The sequence below is a fragment of the Bradyrhizobium pachyrhizi genome, from assembly GCF_001189245.1.
Classification (GTDB): domain Bacteria; phylum Pseudomonadota; class Alphaproteobacteria; order Rhizobiales; family Xanthobacteraceae; genus Bradyrhizobium; species Bradyrhizobium pachyrhizi.
In genome coordinates this window covers 342,779-360,951 of record NZ_LFIQ01000039.1, presented here as the reverse complement: position 1 = coordinate 360,951, position 18,173 = coordinate 342,779, and the positions used below count along the sequence as shown (strand labels likewise).

Annotated in this window: 17 protein-coding genes; 9 read left to right on the top strand and 8 right to left on the bottom strand. The window is 65.2% G+C overall.

Going from position 1 to position 18,173, the window contains the following annotated elements; all coding sequences use genetic code 11:
• Positions 1 to 16: 16 nt before the first annotated feature.
• From AKL29_RS06465 to hslV, 5 genes are all read right to left on the bottom strand, one after another.
• A complete protein-coding gene (locus tag AKL29_RS06465; RefSeq protein ID WP_050383508.1) occupies positions 17 to 1,141 on the bottom strand; it encodes a hypothetical protein in 1,125 nt (374 codons plus the stop codon).
• A 157-nt stretch (positions 1,142 to 1,298) separates the two neighbouring features.
• Positions 1,299 to 2,603 (bottom strand): ATP-dependent protease ATPase subunit HslU, encoded by a 1,305-nt coding sequence (gene hslU / locus AKL29_RS06460; protein WP_016841472.1) that lies wholly within the window; start codon positions 2,601 to 2,603, stop codon positions 1,299 to 1,301.
• 61 nt (positions 2,604 to 2,664) lie between these two features.
• Entirely contained in the window at positions 2,665 to 3,258 is a 594-nt protein-coding gene (locus tag AKL29_RS06455; RefSeq protein ID WP_050383507.1) for a DUF2585 domain-containing protein, read from the bottom strand.
• Positions 3,255 to 3,740: a GNAT family N-acetyltransferase gene (locus tag AKL29_RS06450; protein WP_028335799.1), complete on the bottom strand. Its 486-nt coding sequence runs from the start codon at positions 3,738 to 3,740 to the stop codon at positions 3,255 to 3,257. The genes AKL29_RS06455 and AKL29_RS06450 overlap by 4 nt, the downstream gene beginning before the upstream one ends.
• Positions 3,741 to 3,742: 2 nt before the next feature.
• Positions 3,743 to 4,300 carry an ATP-dependent protease subunit HslV gene (gene hslV / locus AKL29_RS06445; RefSeq protein ID WP_028335798.1) on the bottom strand — a complete coding sequence of 186 codons (558 nt, stop codon included), beginning with the start codon at positions 4,298 to 4,300 and terminating at the stop codon, positions 3,743 to 3,745.
• Between the two features lie 244 nt (positions 4,301 to 4,544).
• Between hslV and hisB the strand changes: the two genes are divergently transcribed.
• The 7 genes from hisB to coaA all read left to right on the top strand — a co-directional run bounded on the left by hisB (position 4,545) and on the right by coaA (position 9,379).
• Entirely contained in the window at positions 4,545 to 5,138 is a 594-nt protein-coding gene (hisB, locus tag AKL29_RS06440) for an imidazoleglycerol-phosphate dehydratase HisB (RefSeq protein WP_050383506.1), read from the top strand.
• Positions 5,139 to 5,224: 86 nt separating this feature from the next.
• Complete coding sequence (locus AKL29_RS06435) at positions 5,225 to 5,755, top strand: DUF2628 domain-containing protein (protein WP_050383505.1); 531 nt, start codon at positions 5,225 to 5,227, stop codon at positions 5,753 to 5,755.
• Positions 5,752 to 6,402 carry an imidazole glycerol phosphate synthase subunit HisH gene (gene hisH, locus AKL29_RS06430; RefSeq protein ID WP_050383504.1) on the top strand — a complete coding sequence of 217 codons (651 nt, stop codon included), beginning with the start codon at positions 5,752 to 5,754 and terminating at the stop codon, positions 6,400 to 6,402. Before AKL29_RS06435 ends, hisH begins: the two co-directional genes overlap by 4 nt.
• Positions 6,399 to 7,127 (top strand): 1-(5-phosphoribosyl)-5-[(5-phosphoribosylamino)methylideneamino]imidazole-4-carboxamide isomerase, encoded by a 729-nt coding sequence (hisA, locus tag AKL29_RS06425; protein WP_050383617.1) that lies wholly within the window; start codon positions 6,399 to 6,401, stop codon positions 7,125 to 7,127. Before hisH ends, hisA begins: the two co-directional genes overlap by 4 nt.
• Before the next feature lie 9 nt (positions 7,128 to 7,136).
• Positions 7,137 to 7,913 (top strand): imidazole glycerol phosphate synthase subunit HisF, encoded by a 777-nt coding sequence (gene hisF / locus AKL29_RS06420; RefSeq protein ID WP_028335794.1) that lies wholly within the window; start codon positions 7,137 to 7,139, stop codon positions 7,911 to 7,913.
• Between the two features lie 150 nt (positions 7,914 to 8,063).
• Positions 8,064 to 8,387 (top strand): phosphoribosyl-ATP diphosphatase, encoded by a 324-nt coding sequence (locus AKL29_RS06415; RefSeq protein ID WP_028335793.1) that lies wholly within the window; start codon positions 8,064 to 8,066, stop codon positions 8,385 to 8,387.
• Positions 8,388 to 8,422: 35 nt separating this feature from the next.
• Positions 8,423 to 9,379, top strand: coding sequence for a type I pantothenate kinase (gene coaA / locus AKL29_RS06410; protein WP_026192056.1), 957 nt, complete (start codon positions 8,423 to 8,425; stop codon positions 9,377 to 9,379).
• 167 nt (positions 9,380 to 9,546) lie between these two features.
• Here coaA and AKL29_RS06405 read toward each other — a convergent pair whose 3' ends face one another.
• The 3 genes from AKL29_RS06405 to AKL29_RS06395 all read right to left on the bottom strand — a co-directional run bounded on the left by AKL29_RS06405 (position 9,547) and on the right by AKL29_RS06395 (position 14,091).
• Positions 9,547 to 11,796, bottom strand: coding sequence for a PAS domain-containing hybrid sensor histidine kinase/response regulator (locus tag AKL29_RS06405; RefSeq protein WP_050383503.1), 2,250 nt, complete (start codon positions 11,794 to 11,796; stop codon positions 9,547 to 9,549).
• Between the two features lie 103 nt (positions 11,797 to 11,899).
• Positions 11,900 to 12,421: a hypothetical protein gene (locus tag AKL29_RS06400; RefSeq protein ID WP_050383502.1), complete on the bottom strand. Its 522-nt coding sequence runs from the start codon at positions 12,419 to 12,421 to the stop codon at positions 11,900 to 11,902.
• Between the two features lie 131 nt (positions 12,422 to 12,552).
• The gene (locus tag AKL29_RS06395) at positions 12,553 to 14,091 is read right to left on the bottom strand and encodes a YifB family Mg chelatase-like AAA ATPase (RefSeq protein ID WP_050383501.1); all 1,539 of its coding nucleotides are present in this window, start codon (positions 14,089 to 14,091) and stop codon (positions 12,553 to 12,555) included.
• Between the two features lie 741 nt (positions 14,092 to 14,832).
• On the opposite strand from AKL29_RS06395, the gene AKL29_RS06390 reads away from it, so the two are divergent.
• A complete protein-coding gene (locus AKL29_RS06390; protein ID WP_430648854.1) occupies positions 14,833 to 16,806 on the top strand; it encodes a TonB-dependent siderophore receptor in 1,974 nt (657 codons plus the stop codon).
• A gap of 27 nt (positions 16,807 to 16,833) precedes the next feature.
• Complete coding sequence (gene fsrB, locus AKL29_RS06385; protein ID WP_050383615.1) at positions 16,834 to 18,123, top strand: siderophore utilization protein FsrB; 1,290 nt, start codon at positions 16,834 to 16,836, stop codon at positions 18,121 to 18,123.
• The last annotated feature ends 50 nt before the right edge of the window (positions 18,124 to 18,173 follow it).

Here is an 18,173-nt window from a genome sequence, read left to right as displayed (position 1 = left end):
GTGCTCAACGAAAATGTTAGAACGGCCTGACGATCCCGACGCGCGGGATCAGCGTCACGATCCAGCCCGATATCGTCGTCTTGCGGTCGTCCGCCGGGATCAGCGGGACGTCCTTCGACGCCGGCAGCATCCTGGTGGCATGCAGCATCAGGAACATGCAGACCGCCCAGTTCGAGATCCAGCGCGAATAGTCGAACACGGTCACGAACATCACGAAATAGCCGGCGCTGATCATGACGAGCGCGCCGAGCACGATCCGGCGATGCAGTTCACTCGCGAGCGCGCCAATCAGCCGCGCGAAATAGCGCCATAGTGGCGTATGCAGCCAGATCAGCAGCGCAAACACCGGAACGCCCAGGATGTTCGAGGGCATGCGCGCCCAGGTGTCGGCGAACTCCTTCGACAGCGGCTGGTACCAGATGTAGCCGAACTGAAGCAGGTCGGTGCGTGACGGATCGGCCATCCGGCTCTGCAGATGACGGATGAATTCGTCATAGGGCACGTCGACCGTGCCAGCGAATTGCGCGACCAGGAACAGGATGCCGACCCCTGCGAGGGCCGCGATGCCGAAGACGGCGTTCCTCGGCGTCACGCCCTGCACCAGATAGAAGCGCAGCACCACGATCGCCGTGATGGTCGGCACATACATCAGGACGAAGATATGATGGACCAGGATCAGCAGGATCGAGAACAGCGCGGCAATCAGCACATACGCCATTGAGCGCGCCGGGATCAGCAGCAGCACGATCGTCAGCGCACAGCCATAGATGTCGAAATGGCCGAGCGTGTGCATGAAGTTCTTCAGGAAGAACGGCGAGCCCGCGATGAAGACGAACAACGGCCAATGCGCATCGTTGAAGCCGAATGTGCGGCGGAACAGTTTGATGAACAGCCCGAGCGTCACCAGCCAGATCGCGCCGGCCAGCGCGAACACCAGCCATACGGGCACCTTGTCGGTGAACAGCGACACGATCGCCCCGACCAGCGCGCGCTTGGTGAAGCCGTAATGATAGTCGACCAGCAGATGGATGTAGGGAACGAAGGGCGGCAGCGCGATCTTGTGCAGGAACACGCCGACCAGTACCGCCGCATTGACGGCCAGCATCAGGCGCCAGGGGTTTTGCCACACCCGCAGATTCATCGATCGCCCACTCTCGTCGTCCCGGGCAAGCGAAGCGCGACCCGGGACCCATAACCACCGAAGGTAGTTCTAGAAGGAATGTCGGCCCGAGTCTTTGTCACCGCAGACTGTCGGGGTTATGGGTCCCGGCTTTCGCCGGGACGACTATGGTGGCCGCCTACAAAATAAACCGGCTCAGGTCGGCGTTCTTGGCGAGGTCGCCGACATGCTTGGTGACGTAGTCGGCGTCGACCTGGATGGTCTCGCCGTGGCGATCGGGCGCGGTGAAGGAGATCTCGTCCAGCACCCGCTCCATCACGGTCTGCAGCCGCCTTGCGCCGATGTTCTCGACCGTGGAATTCACCGCCACGGCGACATCGGCCAGCGCGTCGATGGCGTTGTCGGTGATGTCGAGCGTGACGCCTTCAGTCTTCATCAGCGCGACATATTGCTTGATCAGCGACGCCTCCGGCTCGGTCAGGATCCGGCGCATGTCGTCGCGGGTCAGCGCCTGCAGCTCGACGCGGATCGGCAGGCGGCCCTGCAGCTCCGGCAAAAGGTCCGACGGCTTGGCGATATGGAACGCGCCCGAGGCGATGAACAGGATGTGGTCGGTCTTGACGGCGCCGTGCTTGGTCGAGACCGTGGTGCCCTCGATCAGCGGCAGCAGGTCACGCTGCACGCCCTCGCGGGAGACGTCGCCGCCGGCGCGGTTCTCGCGGACGCAGATCTTGTCGATCTCGTCGAGGAACACGATGCCGTTGTTCTCGACCGCGTTGATCGCCTCCTGCACCAGCTGATCGGTGTCGAGCAGCTTGTCGGATTCCTCGTTGACGAGGATTTCGTGCGAGCCCTCCACCGTCAGGCGGCGGGTCTTGCTGCGTCCGCCCATCTTGCCGAAGATGTCGCCGAGCGAGATCGCGCCCATCTGGGCGCCGGGCATGCCGGGGATTTCAAACATCGGCATGCCGCTGCCGCCCGACTGCGTCTCGATCTCGATTTCCTTGTCGTTGAGCTCGCCGGCGCGCAGCTTCTTGCGGAACGACTCGCGCGTCGCCGGGCTCGATCCCGGGCCGACCAGCGCGTCCAGCACGCGTTCCTCGGCGGCGAGCTGGGCGCGGGCCTGGACATCCTTGCGCTTGCGCTCGCGGGTCTGTGCGATTGCGACCTCGACGAGGTCGCGGACGATCTGCTCGACGTCGCGGCCGACATAGCCGACCTCGGTGAACTTGGTGGCCTCGACCTTGAGGAACGGCGCGCCGGCGAGCTTGGCCAGCCGCCGCGCGATCTCGGTCTTGCCGACGCCGGTCGGCCCGATCATCAGGATGTTCTTGGGCAGAACCTCCTCGCGCAGGGAACCGGCGAGCTGCAGCCGCCGCCAGCGGTTGCGCAGCGCGATCGAGACGGCGCGCTTGGCGTCGGTCTGGCCGACGATGAAGCGGTCGAGTTCAGAAACGATTTCACGGGGAGAGAAGTGAGTCATTGGCTCTAGCTAGGTTGGAATCGCGGTCTCGGCAAGCGGCAGTCCTCCAAGGCATCGTCCTCTAAAGAATCGGCGGCCCGGCCTGCCACTGCCGGATTGTCTCGAACGGGTGGATCAGCATGATGATGTTCAGTGTCAGATTGTCGCGAATGTGAAGCAGCAGCACGGTTTCGAACAAAACGCCGAGCGCGACGGTCGCGGCGATCGGCAGCTTGCGCGCCAGCAGGAAGCCGACAACCATCGCGAGCGTGTCCGACACCGAATTGACGATGGTGTCGCCGTAATAATCGAGCGAGATCGTGCCGGCGCGGTAGCGCTCGATGATCCAGTTGGAGTTTTCGACGAGCTCCCAGCTGCCTTCGATCAGCATCGCGACAATCAGCCGCCCGGGCCAGGCGAGGCGCGGCAGCAGGAGGAAGGTCAGACTGTAGAACAGCAGGCCATGCAGCACATGCGACAGCGTGTACCAATCGGCGATGTGCTGCGAATTCTCCGAGCTCATAACCGAGCCGTGCCATAGCTTGACATAGCCGCAGGCACAGATCGGCAGACGACCCATCGCATAAAGCAGCGCCGCCTGCAGCACGAGCAGCGCTGCCGCGATCGCCAGCCAATGCCACGCTGAAACGCCGACGGGCTTGTGCGCGATCGTCATGCGTCGCGCGCCATCAGCAGCGCCGGCCCGTCCGGCGTATCGACCATACCCATCTTCCGAAAACCCGCCTTCTCATAGGCGCGGATCGCGCGCGCATTGGCCGGATCGGGATCGGTGACGATGCGTGGCGCGCCCTGCGCCAGCCGGTCGTCGACAAAGGCGCGGATCAGCGCCGAGCCGTGGCCACCTGCCATCATGCTGGGCTCGCCGATGAAGAGGTCGATCCCGCGCGTGCCCTCCGGCTGGGCCCCGAAGCCGGAATTCCACGCCGTCAGGTCGTAGCACTGGATATAGCCGAGGTCGCCGCCATCGGCCGCGACGATGAACTGGTCCATGGCCGGCTCATCGAGGTCGCTGCTGACCAGTTCATATTGCTCGGCCGGATCGCCCCACCATTGGCGGACATGCGGCAACGCCAGCCACCGCTTGACCAGCGGCAGGTCGGCCGGCGTCATCGGGCGGAAATGATAGGGGCCGGCCATGCTCAGCCGCCGATCGTCTCGATCGTCACATTCCGGTTGGTGTAGACGCAGATATCGGCGGCGATATCCAGCGCGCGGCGGACAATGGTCTCGGCGTCCTTGTCGGTGTCGACCAGCGCGCGGGCCGCGGCAAGGGCGTAATTGCCGCCGGAACCGATCGCCATGACTCCGGATTCGGGCTCCAAAACGTCGCCGGTTCCGGTCAGCACCAGGGAAACGTCCTTGTCGGCCACGATCATCATGGCCTCCAGCCGGCGCAGGTAGCGGTCGGTCCGCCAGTCCTTGGCGAGCTCGACGGCCGCCCGGGTCAGCTGCCCCGGATATTGCTCCAGCTTGCTTTCCAGCCGCTCGAACAGGGTGAAGGCGTCGGCGGTGGCGCCGGCAAAGCCGCCGATCACGTCGCCCTTGCCGATCCGGCGGACCTTCCTGGCATTGGCCTTGATCACGGTCTGGCCGATCGAGACCTGCCCGTCGCCGCCGATCACCACCTTGCCGCCCTTGCGGACCGTGCAGATCGTGGTGCCATGCCAGACCGGCAGCTCATTTGGGGATGCTTGCATAGGTTACCTCTCTTCCGGGCAGATTTAGGCGGTCGGGCAGGGGGTTACAATCGGGACGAAATCGGAGCGTTTTCAGGCGAGGTGGCGCCGGCTCGCGTGAAGAAAACGCGGCAGAACCAGATCGACAACGAATTCCGGTCACCATGGCCGGAAGTTGGGGCGTTTCGAGGTCATCCCGCAGTAGCGAAGGTGACATCAGCCTGTTAAAAGACCGGCGTTTTCGGCACGGGAAAGCTCAATTTTCATGCGCACCGCAACCATCAAGCGCAAGACCAAGGAGACCGACATCGAGGTGACGGTCAACCTCGACGGAGCAGGCGTATCCACGGTTTCGACCGGGATTGGCTTCTTCGACCATATGCTCGACCTCCTGGCCCGGCATTCGCGCATCGACATCACGGTGAAGGCGGATGGCGATCTCCATGTCGATTACCACCACACCACCGAAGACGTCGGGATCGCGCTCGGGCAGGCCGTGAAGCAGGCGCTCGGCAACATGGCCGGCATCACCCGCTACGCCTCGATCCACATGCCGATGGACGAGACGCTGTCGCGCGTCGTGATCGACATTTCCGGCCGCCCGGTGCTGGTATTCAAGGCCGAATTTCCGCGCGACAAGATCGGTGAGTTCGACACCGAGCTGGTGCGCGAGTGGTTCAACGCCTTCGCGATGAACGCCAGCGTGACTCTGCACGTCGAGACCCTATATGGCGAGAACAGCCATCATATCGCCGAATCCTGTTTCAAGGGTCTGGCGAGGGCGCTGCGGACGGCAATTGCGATCGATCCGCGTGCCCAGGGCGAAGTGCCCTCGACCAAGGGTCAGCTCGGCGGCTGATCTCTGGAGCATGATCCGGAAGAGTGGATGCCGGTTTTCCGAAAGATCATGCTTTAAATAAGAGTCCATCCTCGGCGGAGCGTTCGATGCCGGTCTATACAGTGCATGCCCCCGTGGCCAACGGCGCCGATCTCGCGGCGGCCGACAAGTTCGTCTTCGTGCGCGACGGCTTCCATTTCTGGGCCGCGGTTGCGGGCGTGATCTGGCTGGCCTGGCATCGGCTCTGGCTGGCGCTGATCGGCTGGTTCGTTCTTACTTTCGTGATCGATTACGCGCTGGCCAAGCTTGGCGTCGGCCGTAGCGCGATCTTCTTCGTCGACCTGGTGCTGATGGTGTTGCTCGGCCTCGAGGCTGCGACCCTGCAACGCTGGACGCTGTCGCGGCGCAGATGGCGCCAGATCGACATCGTCGTGGGTGACGATGTGGAGGCCGCAGAGCGCCGTTTCTTCGCGCGCTGGACCGCGCGGCATCGCGGCGCCGTCAACGACCAGCGGTCCGTCGACCGCGGTGGACCGCCACCGACCCGCGACGTTCCGGGTCAGTCGTTCTCAAAACCCGCGCCGATGCCGCAGGGCGGCATCATCGGATTGTTTCCAGAGCCAGGAGGATCGCGATGACCGTTGCAATCATCGATTACGGCTCCGGCAATCTGCATTCGGCGGCCAAGGCCTTTGAGCGCGCCGCACGCAGCATGGAGGATCCGCAAGCCATCAAGGTGACGCGCGATCCCGACGCAGTGTATCGCGCCGATTGCATCGTGCTGCCCGGTGTCGGCGCGTTCGCCGATTGCCGCCGCGGCGTCGACGCGGTCGACGGCATGCTGGAAGCGCTCACCGAGGCGGTGCGGGTCAAGGCGCGGCCGTTCTTCGGCATCTGCGTCGGCATGCAGCTGATGGCGACGCGCGGCAAGGAGCACGTGATCACCGAGGGCTTCAACTGGATCGGCGGCGATGTCGAGAAGATCGAGCCGCGCGACGTGAGTCTGAAGGTCCCGCATATGGGCTGGAACACGCTCGACATGGTGCGCGAGCATCCGGTGCTGGAGCGGCTGCCGCTCGGGCCGAAGGGACGTCACGCCTATTTCGTGCACTCCTATCACCTCAACGCCGCCAATGAGGCGGACGTGCTCGCGCGCGCCGACTATGGCGGGCCGGTGACCGCGATCGTCGGCAAGGACACCGCGATCGGCACCCAGTTTCACCCCGAGAAGAGCCAGCGCTTCGGCCTCGCTTTGATCGCCAATTTCTTGAAGTGGAAGCCGTGATTCTCTTTCCAGCGATTGATCTGAAGAACGGCCAGTGCGTGCGCCTGGAGCAGGGCGACATGGCGCGCGCCACCGTGTTCAATCTCGATCCGGCGGCACAGGCGGCGAGCTTTGCCGCGCAGGGCTTCGAATATCTCCACGTCGTCGATCTCGACGGCGCCTTCGCCGGCAAGCCGATGAATGCGCATGCGGTGGAGGCGATGCTGAAGGCCGTCACCATGCCGGTGCAGCTCGGCGGCGGCATCCGCGACCTCAAGACCATCGAGGCCTGGCTCGACAAGGGCATCACGCGCGTCATCATCGGTACCGCCGCAGTGCGCGATCCCGAGCTGGTGAAGGGCGCGGCGAAGGCATTCCCCGGCCGCGTCGCCGTGGGCCTCGATGCGCGCGACGGCAAGGTCGCGGTCGAAGGCTGGGCCGAGACCTCGCATGTGACCGCGCTCGAGATCGCACAGCGCTTCGAGGATGCCGGCGTCGCCGCGATCATCTTCACCGACATCGCCCGCGACGGCCTGCTCAAGGGCCTCAACCTCGATGCGACCATTGCGCTTGCCGATCGCATCTCGATTCCGGTGATCGCCTCCGGCGGCTTTGCCTCGATCGACGACGTCAAGGCGCTGCTGGAGCCGCGCGCCAAAAAGCTCGCCGGTGCGATCGTCGGCCGCGCGCTCTATGACGGACGGCTCGATCCGGCCGCTGCCCTTCAGCTGATCCGCGGCGCGTAGGAGGAGATCATGTTCAAGGTTCGCGTGATCCCCTGCCTCGACGTCAAGGACGGCCGCGTGGTCAAGGGCGTCAACTTCGTCGATCTGCGCGACGCCGGCGACCCGGTCGAGGCCGCGATCGCCTATGACGCCGCCGGTGCCGACGAGCTCACCTTCCTCGACATCACCGCCACCCACGAAAATCGCGGCATCATGCTGGATGTGGTGCGGCGGACCGCGGAGGCCTGCTTCATGCCGCTGACCGTGGGGGGCGGCGTCCGCACCGTTGACGACATCAAGACCCTGCTGCGCTCCGGCGCCGACAAGGTCTCGATCAATTCGGCAGCCGTCAGCCGGCGCGAATTCGTCAAGGAAGCGGCCGAGAAATACGGCGAGCAATGCATCGTGGTCGCGATCGACGCCAAGCGGGTCAAGCGCGCCGGCGGCTCGGACCGCTGGGAGATCTTCACCCATGGTGGACGGAATGCCACCGGGATCGACGCCATCGAATACGCCCAGGAGGTTGTCGCGCTCGGCGCCGGCGAAATCCTGCTGACCTCGATGGACCGGGACGGCACCAGGCAGGGCTTTGACCTGCCGCTGACCCGGGCGATCGCGGACAGTGTCCCCGTACCGGTCATCGCGTCCGGTGGTGTCGGCAATCTCGACCACCTGGTCGACGGCGTCCGCGAGGGTCACGCCACCGGTGTGCTGGCCGCGTCGATCTTCCACTTCGGGGAATTCACCATCCGCCAGGCCAAGGATCACATGGTGCGCGCCGGCCTGCCGATGCGGCTCGATCCCTAGCGTGAGCGTGGTCCGGAAAAGTGGAAACCGGTTTTCCGAAAAGACCACGCTCAAACGGAGTGGTTGAGGACTCCTTGTCACAAAAATGCTAAGTCCCCACCTAAGGGATGGCACCCGTGCGGTGCCGCTGTGCATGCTTGAGTTGAGTTGATGTCGCGTTTCACGGTCCACGATCTGGCCGCCACCATCGATGCCCGCGCTGCAACGGGCGGTGAGGCGTCCTACACCCGCAAGCTGCTCGACAAGGGCGCGGAGCATTGCGCCAAGAAATTGGGCGAGGAAGCGGTCGAGACCGTGATCGCCGCGGTCGAGAATGACCGCGATCACCTCATCGCGGAAAGTGCCGATCTCGTGTTTCACCTGCTGGTTCTGTTGAAATCCCGCGGCGTGAGGCTGGAGGATGTCGAGGCCGCGCTGGAGAAGCGCACCTCGATGTCGGGACTGGAAGAGAAGGCGTCGCGCAAGCGCGACTAGCGCAAATGATCGAGCGCATCGAGAGGGGCGGCCTCATGGACATCCGGGCACCAGATCAACAGTACAACCCCTACCGCATCTTCACGCGCCAGCAATGGTCGCATCTGCGTGACGATACGCCGATGACGCTCGAGCCCGGCGAGTTCGATCGTCTGCGTTCGATGCACGATCGCCTCGATTTGCAGGAGGTCGAGGACATCTATCTGCCGCTGTCGCGGCTGCTCTCGATCTATGTCGATGCGACGCAGCGGCTATATTACTCGCAGCGCCAGTTCCTCAACATCCGCGACCGCAAGATGCCCTACATCGTAGGCGTCGCCGGGTCCGTCGCGGTCGGCAAGTCGACCACGGCCCGCGTGCTGCAGGCGCTGCTGGCGCGCTGGTCGCCGCGGCCAAAGGTCGATCTGATCACGACCGACGGTTTCCTGTTTCCGAATGCTGTGCTCGAGCGGCAGGGCATCATGCAGAAGAAGGGCTTCCCGGAAAGCTACGACCTGCCGACGCTGCTGTCGTTCCTCAGCGACATCAAGGCGGGGCGGCGCCGCGTGCGCGCGCCGGTCTATTCGCATCTGACCTACGACATCGTGCCGAACAAATGGGTCGAGATCGACCAGCCGGACATCCTGATCGTCGAGGGCGTCAATGTGCTGCAGACCGGGCGGCTGCCGCGCGACGGCAAGGCGGTGCCGTTCGTTTCCGACTTCTTCGATTTCTCGGTCTATATCGACGCCGACGAGGCCGTGCTGCGGGAGTGGTACATCAAGCGTTTCCTGGCGCTGCGCGACACCGCGTTCACCGATCCAAGATCCTACTTCCACCGCTATGCGCCGCTGTCGGACGAGGAAGCCACGGCGACCGCGATCGCGATCTGGGAGCGTACCAACCTCGCCAATCTCGAGGACAACATCCTGCCGACCCGCCCGCGCGCGACGCTGATCCTGAAGAAGGGCGCCGACCACGTGGTGCAGTCGGTCGCGCTGCGCCGGCTGTAAGGTTTGATCCGCCAAAGCTGACCACATCAACGGCGTCGTCCCGGCGTAGGCCGGGACCCATACTCTGCGGCCCCTGCAAAAGGCACGCGGCGAGACGGTCGCTCACCAATTGGCATTCTTGGTTATGGGTCCCGGCCTTCGCCGGGACGACGCGGGGTTAGTGGCTGCTACGCCGCAATGTGCCGCGCGGCGGCCAGACCCGCGAGCGCTTCTTCCAGCTTTTCGCGGTCGAGCGGCTTGATCAGAAACCCGTCCATGCCGGCTTCGAAGCAGGCATAGCGGTCCTCCACCAGGGTATTTGCCGTCAGTGCCAGGATCGGAGTCCGGCGGACGGATTGCGCGGCTTCATGGGCGCGGATCTGCTTGGTGGTCTCGATGCCGTTGAGGCGCGGCATCTGGATGTCCATCAGCACGAGATCATAGGGCGTGCCGGCTGAGGTCGCCGACAGCCAGGATTCCATTGCCTGCTCGCCGTTGGTGGTGATGACCACGTTATGGCCGAGCCGGGTGAGCAGCGAGCGCATCAACAGCGCGTTGATCTCATTGTCCTCGGCGACCAGGATCGAGAGCCCCTTGTCCGGCAACGCGGATGCGGGCGCAGTGGGTGCGGACCCGGCGGCCGCCTCGATCGCGAGGCTCGGCGCCGCGATTTCCGGCGATGCGGTCAGGCGCGCGGCGAGCGACGACGCGCGCAATGGCTTCACCAGGTAGCCGGTGAACATGGCTGACTCGGAAGCCGAAAGGTCCTGCCGCGTCGCCGGCGTGAACATCACGATGCGATGGGTTGCATGGAGCCGGGCGGCGTCGGCAAATGCCTCCATCGCCGGGGTGCCGAGCGTGTGGTCGATCAGGGCCGCGTGCCAGCTCCGCTCCGGCAGCAGCGCCTCGGCGACGTTGGCATCCGACACGATGCAGGTCCGCGCGCCCCAGCGCTGCAACCGCCGCGAGATCAGCGAGACCTCGATGCTGTGCGGCGCCACCAGCATGATCGACTGTCCCGTCAAGTCGGGCGCGGCGAAGCCGCTGGCCTCGCCGGTATCGGCGGCGACGAGCGGGATCGACACCTCGAAGGTCGAGCCGGCGCCCGGCGTGCTTGCGAGCGTGATGCGGCCGCCCATCCGCTTGACGATGCGGTCGCTGATCGAAAGGCCGAGCCCGGTGCCGCCATAGCTGCGCGCGATCCGGTCATCGGCCTGCTCGAACTCCCGAAATATACGCTGCTGCGCTTCCGGTGCGATGCCGATGCCGGTGTCGCGGACCAGGAAGCTGATCTCGTTCGGCCAGATGCCGGGCTCGACGATCAGCGCCACGCCACCGGTCGCGGTGAACTTGATGGCGTTGCCGGCGAGATTGAGCAGCACCTGACGCAGCCGCGCGGCGTCGCCGGTCACCTGCATCGGCAGCCGTTCGTCGACATAGGCGGCGATCTCGATGCCCTTGGTCTGCGCGCGCGGCGCCAGCAGCTCGGTGATGTCCTCGATCAGGCCGGACAGCGCGAACGCGCGGTGTTCGAGATCGATCTTGCCGGCCTCGATCTTGGAATAATCGAGCAACTCCTCGATCAGCGCGAGCAGCGCGTCGCCCGACGTCTTGACCGCCTTGACGTAGGTCATCTGCTCCGGCGTCAGCTGCGTATCCATCAGCAATCCGCTCATGCCGATGATGCCGTTCAGCGGAGTGCGGATCTCGTGGCTCGCCATCGCAAGAAAGCGCGACTTGGCGCGGTTGGCGGCGTCGGCCTGATCGCGCGCTTCGGTGAGCGCGCGCTCGCTCTCGGTGCGGTCGGTGACGTCGCGGCCGACGCTCTGCATCTCCGCGGGCGCGCCGGCATCGTTGCGCACGAGGCCCTCACGCCAGGCGATCCAGCGTGGCCCGAGCGGTCCCTCGATCTTCTGGTCGTAGACCCGCGTGCCGTTGGATTCGAGCGCGGTGTCGCCTTGCTCGAGCACCTTCAGCGTGGCGGTGCTGCCGATCAATTCGCTGCGGGGCCTCTGCGCCAGCTCGCAATAGGCATCGTTGGCATAGGTGATGAGCCCGTCGAGGTCGCGCAGCACGATCAGATCGTCCTGCGCCTCGAACAGGGTAGAGGCGCGCTGCTCGGCCTCCTGCAGTTCCCAGTTGCGGTCGGCCATCGCTTCATTGTGCATGGCGATGGTGCGCAGCCGCTTGCGCATCAGCCGCAGGCGGATGCCGAGCGTCACGATCCAGAGGCAGGCGAGCGCGAACAGGAAGCTGACCCCAATCGCGAATGCATTGGGATCGTAGCCGCTCTGTTGCGAGAGCGCGCCCGAAATGAACCCGAAGGCGCTGCCGAACGCGACGGAGAAGATCGTGAACGAGCGGACGATCGTCGCGACCCAGGAATGGCGCCGGAGGAAGCGGCGAAGGCGCAACTTGATCCGGAAGAAACGCCCCATCAATGGTGACCCTGAGACAGCTTGATCTGGCGCTGACGATGCGTCGGCCAGCTTGCAAAGTGCTTGAAGTTGGTGGCCATTTCGCGCTGCCCTCAGAACAAGGTTAGCGGGGGGTTAATTCCGCCATGACCCGGTTCGGGACGCGCGTGTCAGGTGCGGGCGATGCGGCTTCAAGGCGGCGGTGTCCGCCCCGGGCGCTGACGATCAGGGCCGCGGCATCGCGCACAGAGAACGTCTTCGACTGCACGAAGACACGGTAGTCGGACGGACCGTCATCATGCGTCAGATAGATGACGGAGCCGGTTGCCGAGGCATCGCTGGAAATCCCGATCAGCTGCGCCGCCGCGCTGCTCTCGCAGGCGCCGGCCTCGGCATCGTCGATGTCGTCGATCACGGTGAAGTCGGCGGCGTCGGCGCTGTCGGCGATCTGGACCCGGACGGTGGCTTGGCCGGGGTCGTCAGTGAAGCTGACGTGAAGTTGCGCCAGCCAGGGGACCGATGCGATCTGCATCGTGGCGCCGCCCACCTCGATGCAGGGCCGGGGGCCCGGCAGGAATTCGACGCGGGCAAGGACCGCGGCCACGGCAAGGGGGACCACCGAGGTCAAAATCTTCAAACGCAACATGACACAACTCGCTCGACCCAAGCTTGCCGCCGATCGCGGTGCTTATGGTTTGCGGAGCGTAAACAAAACTCGTTACCGCCGCGTTGACGCGGGGCATTGCGGCACGAATCGGGACGGGGCTGCGCTTCGGATCACGCGGCGCGGCGCACATCGTCGGCCAATGCACGATAGGACAGCGCTTCGGCAAGGTGCAGCCGGCCGATCGTCTCGGCGCCGTCGAGATCGGCAAGCGTGCGCGCCACCCGCAGCACGCGGTGATAGCCGCGCGCGGTGAGGTGCATGTTGTCGGCGGCCTCGCGCAGCAGCTTCTGCCCATGCGCGTCGGGCTGCGCGATGGTCTCGAGCAGCGAGCTCGGCGCTTCCGCATTGGTGCGGACATGCGGCATGCCGGCAGCCGCATAGCGAGCGAGCTGGATGTCGCGCGCGGCCGCGACGCGGGCGGCAACCTCGGCCGATCCTTCCGCCGGCGGCGGCAGGATCAAATCCGCCGCAGTCACGGCGGGCACCTCGATCCGCAGGTCGATGCGATCCATCAGCGGGCCGGAGATCCGCATCTGGTAGTCGGCGGTGCAGCGGTCGACAGGTGCGCGCTTGCAGGAATAACCGGGCTCATAGGCGTGGCCGCAACGGCACGGGTTCATGGCCGCGACCAGCATGAAGCGCGCCGGATAGGTGACGCGGTGGTTGGCCCGGCTCACCGATACCTCGCCGTTCTCCAGCGGCTGGCGCAGCGAATCCAGCACGCGCGGATCGAACTCCGGCAGTTCGTCGAGGAACAGCACGCCCTGATGCGCCAGCGAGATCTCGCCCGGCTTGGCGCGCATGCCGCCGCCGGTCAGCGCGGCCATGCTGGCGGAATGATGCGGGCTGCGGAACGGGCGTCGCGCGGTCAAGGCGCCGTCGCGGATCTCGCCGGCAACCGAGGCGATCATCGAGACTTCGAGTAGCTCCGACGGCGACAGCGGCGGCAGGATCGAGGGCAGTCGCGCCGCCAGCATCGATTTTCCGGCGCCGGGCGAGCCGATCATCAACAGATGATGACCGCCGGCGGCGGCGATCTCGAGCGCGCGTTTCGCGCTCTCCTGGCCCTTGATGTCACGCAGGTCGAGCAGCGCTTCCTCGCGCTCATGCACCTTCGGCTGCGGGCGCGACAGCACCTGCGTGCCCTTGAAGTGGTTGGCGATCTGGATCAGCGAGTGTGCCGCGATGATCTGGATGTCCGGACTGGCCCAGGCGGCTTCCGAGCCGCAGGCGGCCGGGCAGATCAATCCCTCGTCGCGCGAATTGGCGCCGATTGCCGCGGGCAGCACGCCCGCCACCGGCGCGATCGAGCCGTCGAGCCCGAGCTCGCCGAGCACGGTGAAGCCGTTCAGCGCATCCGGCGGGATCGCGCCGATCGCCGCCATCAGGCCGAGCGCGATCGGCAGGTCGTAATGGCTGCCCTCCTTGGGCAGGTCGGCGGGCGCGAGGTTGACGGTGATGCGGCGGGCAGGAAGCGCGAGGCCGGAGGCGATCAAGGCCGAACGCACGCGTTCGCGGGCTTCCGACACCGCGTTGTCGGGCAGGCCGACGATCGCGAATGCCGGCAAGCCCGGCGCGACCTGAACCTGCACGTCGACCGCGCGGGCCTCGATCCCCTCGAATGCGACGGTGGAAACGCGCTGGACCATGCTGCCCCTATTCTTCCGCAATCGAAGGTAGCGGAACCGGGCGGCAAGTGCAAGAACATTACAAGAACGTTCGCGGCGCCGAGGGCTGGTCGCCCGGTGCCAATTCACCGCGCGGCGCATTCGCTTCCGGCCGGCGCGGAAGCGTCAGGCGTCGCTCGCGATGACGCGCGCCTCGCGCGATCGAACACAACTCGCGTCGTCGACAACTGCAGGAATCATTTTCAAGAATCATTCCAGCACGACGGGCATCGCGCGCTTATTGTCGCAGCGTGTCGTCGATTTGCTTGCTGTTTCAGTGATCGCACACTGATCGCGCGCGCAGTCTCGATCTATTCCAACTGCCGAGGTCTGTACTCGCGAGCCCCGCGCTGTAGAGCCGGATCACAAATCCATCCAGGCTGACATCAGGGGCGCCTTCGCGTGATCGATCGACTTGCTTCGCATTCCACCCGTCAACATCCAGCGCTGCGAACGATCGGTCTGTGTACCGCTGCCGTCCTTGCCGCAGGTGTCACGACCGAACGCGCCGACGCGCAATCGGAACTGCCGCCGGTGAGCGTGGACGCGCCTCAGCAGCGCTCGATCACTGCGAATGCAAAACCGGTTCGTCGTCCGGTGACCGCACGCGCGAGCCGCGCCAATCGTGTGGCTCGATCCCAGCAGGCGACGCCGCCAGCGGCGGCACGTTCCGGTGCCGGCGCCGGTGAGCGAGCCGGCGGTCCGGTGGTTGGGTTCGTTGCCATGCGTTCGGGCTCGGCGACCAAGACCGACACGCCGCTGATCGAAATCCCGCAATCGATCTCGGTCGTCACGACGGACCAGATCAGGAACCAGGGTGCGGAATCGGTGGGCGCGGCATTGCGCTACACCGCCGGTGTCAGCGGCGACGTGAATGGCGGATCGGACACCCGCTTCGGCGGCCTGCAGATCCGCGGCTTCGACATGACGATGCCGGGACTCTATCTCGACGGCCTGCGGCTGCCGAGCAGCAACTATGTGCACTTCCTCGGGCTCGATCCGTACGGAGCCGAGCGTCTCGAGGTCCTGAAGGGGCCATCGTCGGCGATGTTCGGCGGCAGTGGCACCGGCGGCATCCTCAACTATGTCAGCAAGCTGCCGACTGCACGCGAGTTCGGGGAAGTGTCGCTGTCGGGCGGCAGCTTCAACCGCTATCAGGGCGAGTTCGATATCGGCGGCCGCGCCAACAAGGAAGGAACGGTGCTGTGGCGCCTGACCGGCGTCGCGCGCGATGGTGAGACCCAGGTCGACTACACCAAGGACAATCGCGTCTTCATCGCGCCCGCCGTCACCGTGAAGCCGAACGAGGACACCACGATCACCTTCCTCGCGAACTACCAGAAGGAACGCACCGGCTGGGGCCTGCAATTCCTGCCGCCGTCCGGCACCGTCTGGGCCAATAACGGCCGCTACATTCCGAATACGCGCTTCGTCGGCGAGCCCGGCTTCAACCAGTTCGACACCGAACAATCCTCGGTCGGCTACATGCTGTCGCACGACATCAACGACGCGCTGACCTTCCGCCAGAACCTGCGCTATTCGTGGATGCACAACGAGCAGAAGAGCTTCTACGGCACCGGCTATGCATCGGCGGCCGACGAGGCCGCGGGCCTGCTGTCGCGCGGCGGCGCCGGCGGCAGCTCGACGATCGATTCCTTCGCGGTCGACAACCAGCTGCAGGGCAAGTTCGTCACCGGCATGCTGAGCCACACGACGCTGTTCGGCGTCGATTACCGCAACACGTCGTTCCGCGACATGGCCTCGAGCTACAGCACCGGCAAGCTCAACGTCTTCGCGCCGGTCTATACCAACAGCTGGACCAACAACGGACCGTATGACGACACCGGCATCAAGCAGTCGCAGGCCGGCCTCTATCTGCAGGACCAGATCCGGCTCGGCCGGCTGTCGTTCCTGCTTGGCGGGCGGCAGGATTTCGTCACCACGGACCTCGACAACAATCTCGCGAGGACGTCGACCTCGACCGATGCCTCGGCATTCACCGGCCGCGCCGCCGTGATGTACAATTTCGACAACGGCATCGCGCCCTATTTCAGCTATTCGGAATCATTCCTGCCGGTGCTGAGCGTCAATGCCGCCGGCGAGCTGCTGAAGCCGGAAAGCGGCGTGCAGTACGAAGTCGGCGTCAAGTACCAGCCGGTCGGCATCAATGCGCTGATCACGCTGGCCGCCTTCGACCTGACCCGATCCAACGTCGTCACCTACGCTCCGCCGTTCTATTTCGCGGAGCAGACCGGCGAGGTCAGGTCGCGCGGCGTCGAGCTCGAAGGCACCGCGACGCTTGTCGAGGGCGTCAATATCCGCGGCGGCTACGCCTATGTCGACGCGGTCGTCACCAAGGATCCCGTCAATGTCGGCAAGGCGCCGACCACCGTGCCGCTCAATCGCTTCTCGCTGTGGGGCGATTACACCGTTCAGGGCGGCCCGCTCGCCGGCGTCCAGTTCGGGGGCGGCGTCCGCTATGTCGGATCGACGTTCGGTGACGACGCCAACACCTTCAAGGTACCGGCGTCGACGGTCGTCGATGCGCTCGTCGCCTATACCAGGGACAATTATCGCCTTTCGCTCAACGTCACCAACCTCGCCGATACGCGCTACGTGGCAGCCTGCTACGGCAACACCAGCTGCTTCTACGCGGAGGGCCGCAAGGCGATCGCGAAGCTGACCTATCGCTGGTGATCAGCCAAATGACATGCTGAAATGCACATGAGATCCATCTTCGGACGACTGCATCGCTGGGCGGGTCTTCTCACCGCGGCCTTCCTGTTCTTCTCGGGCATCACCGGCGCGATCATCTCGTGGGACCACGAGATCGACGATGTGCTCAACAGGAAGCTGTTCGAGGTGATGAGCTCCGGACCCGCGATCCCGTCGGTCGAGCTCGTCCGGCTGATCGAGCAGCGCGATCATCGCGCCCGCGTCGTCCACATGTTCATGACGGCGGAGAGAGGCGAGTCGCTGTGGTTCTTCGTGCTGCCGCGGATCGATCCGGCGACCGGCACACGTTACACGCTCGACTATAACCAGGTCTTTCTGGATCCGAACACCGGCGTCGAGCTCGGACGCCGCTATTGGGGCGCGGTCTGGCCGGTGACCCGCGAAAACTTCGTCTCGTTCCTCTACAAACTGCACTACACGATGCATATCCCCGAATTCTGGGGCAGCGATCGCTGGGGCATGCGCTTCCTCGGCGTCATCGCCGTGATCTGGACGATCGATTGTTTCGTCGGCTTCTACCTGACCCTGCCGTCGCGGCGGCGTGCAAAGGCGGAACGGGCGTCGGTGATATCAGGCCGGCGCGGCAAGGGTTTCTGGACCCGCTGGGCGCCGGCATGGAAGATCAAGACCTCAGGCAGCGCCTATCGAATCAATTTCGACATTCATCGCGCCTTCAGCCTGTGGACTTGGGCCTTGCTGTTCGTGATCGCATTCACGGCATTCTCGCTGAACCTCTATTTCGAGGTGTTCTCGCCGTTGATGAAGACCGTGTCCAACTACACGCCGACGCCCTACGAGCAGCGACCATACCGTCATCTTGACGATCCGATCGAGCCAAGAATGACCTACGCGGAGATCGCCACGCGGGCCGCGGCCGACGGCAAGGCCCGCGGCTGGATCACACCGATCGGTTCGATCAATTATGGTCCGGCCCACGGCGTCTATGCGGTCGCATTCTTCGAGCCGGGCGACGAACACGGCGCCGCGGGCGTCGGGCCGGCGCAGCTTTACTACGACAGCGAGGACGGCCGTCCGCTCGGCGAGCGGCTGCCATGGGTCGGCACCGCGGCCGGCGTGTTCGTGCAGATGCAGTTTCCGTTGCATTCCGGCCGGATCGCCGGCTTGCCCGGGCGCATCCTGATCTCGCTGATGGGATTGGTGGTCGCGGCGTTGTCGGTGACGGGCGTCGTGATCTGGTGGCGCAAACGTCGTGCGCGGATTGGCGCGCGAGAGACGATGCGCACACGCCCCGGGAGCCGCCTTGCGCCGGCGGAATAGGCCGGGCGCCCCGTGGGCTCCTTACACCGGGCGACAAATGCATTCGGGAG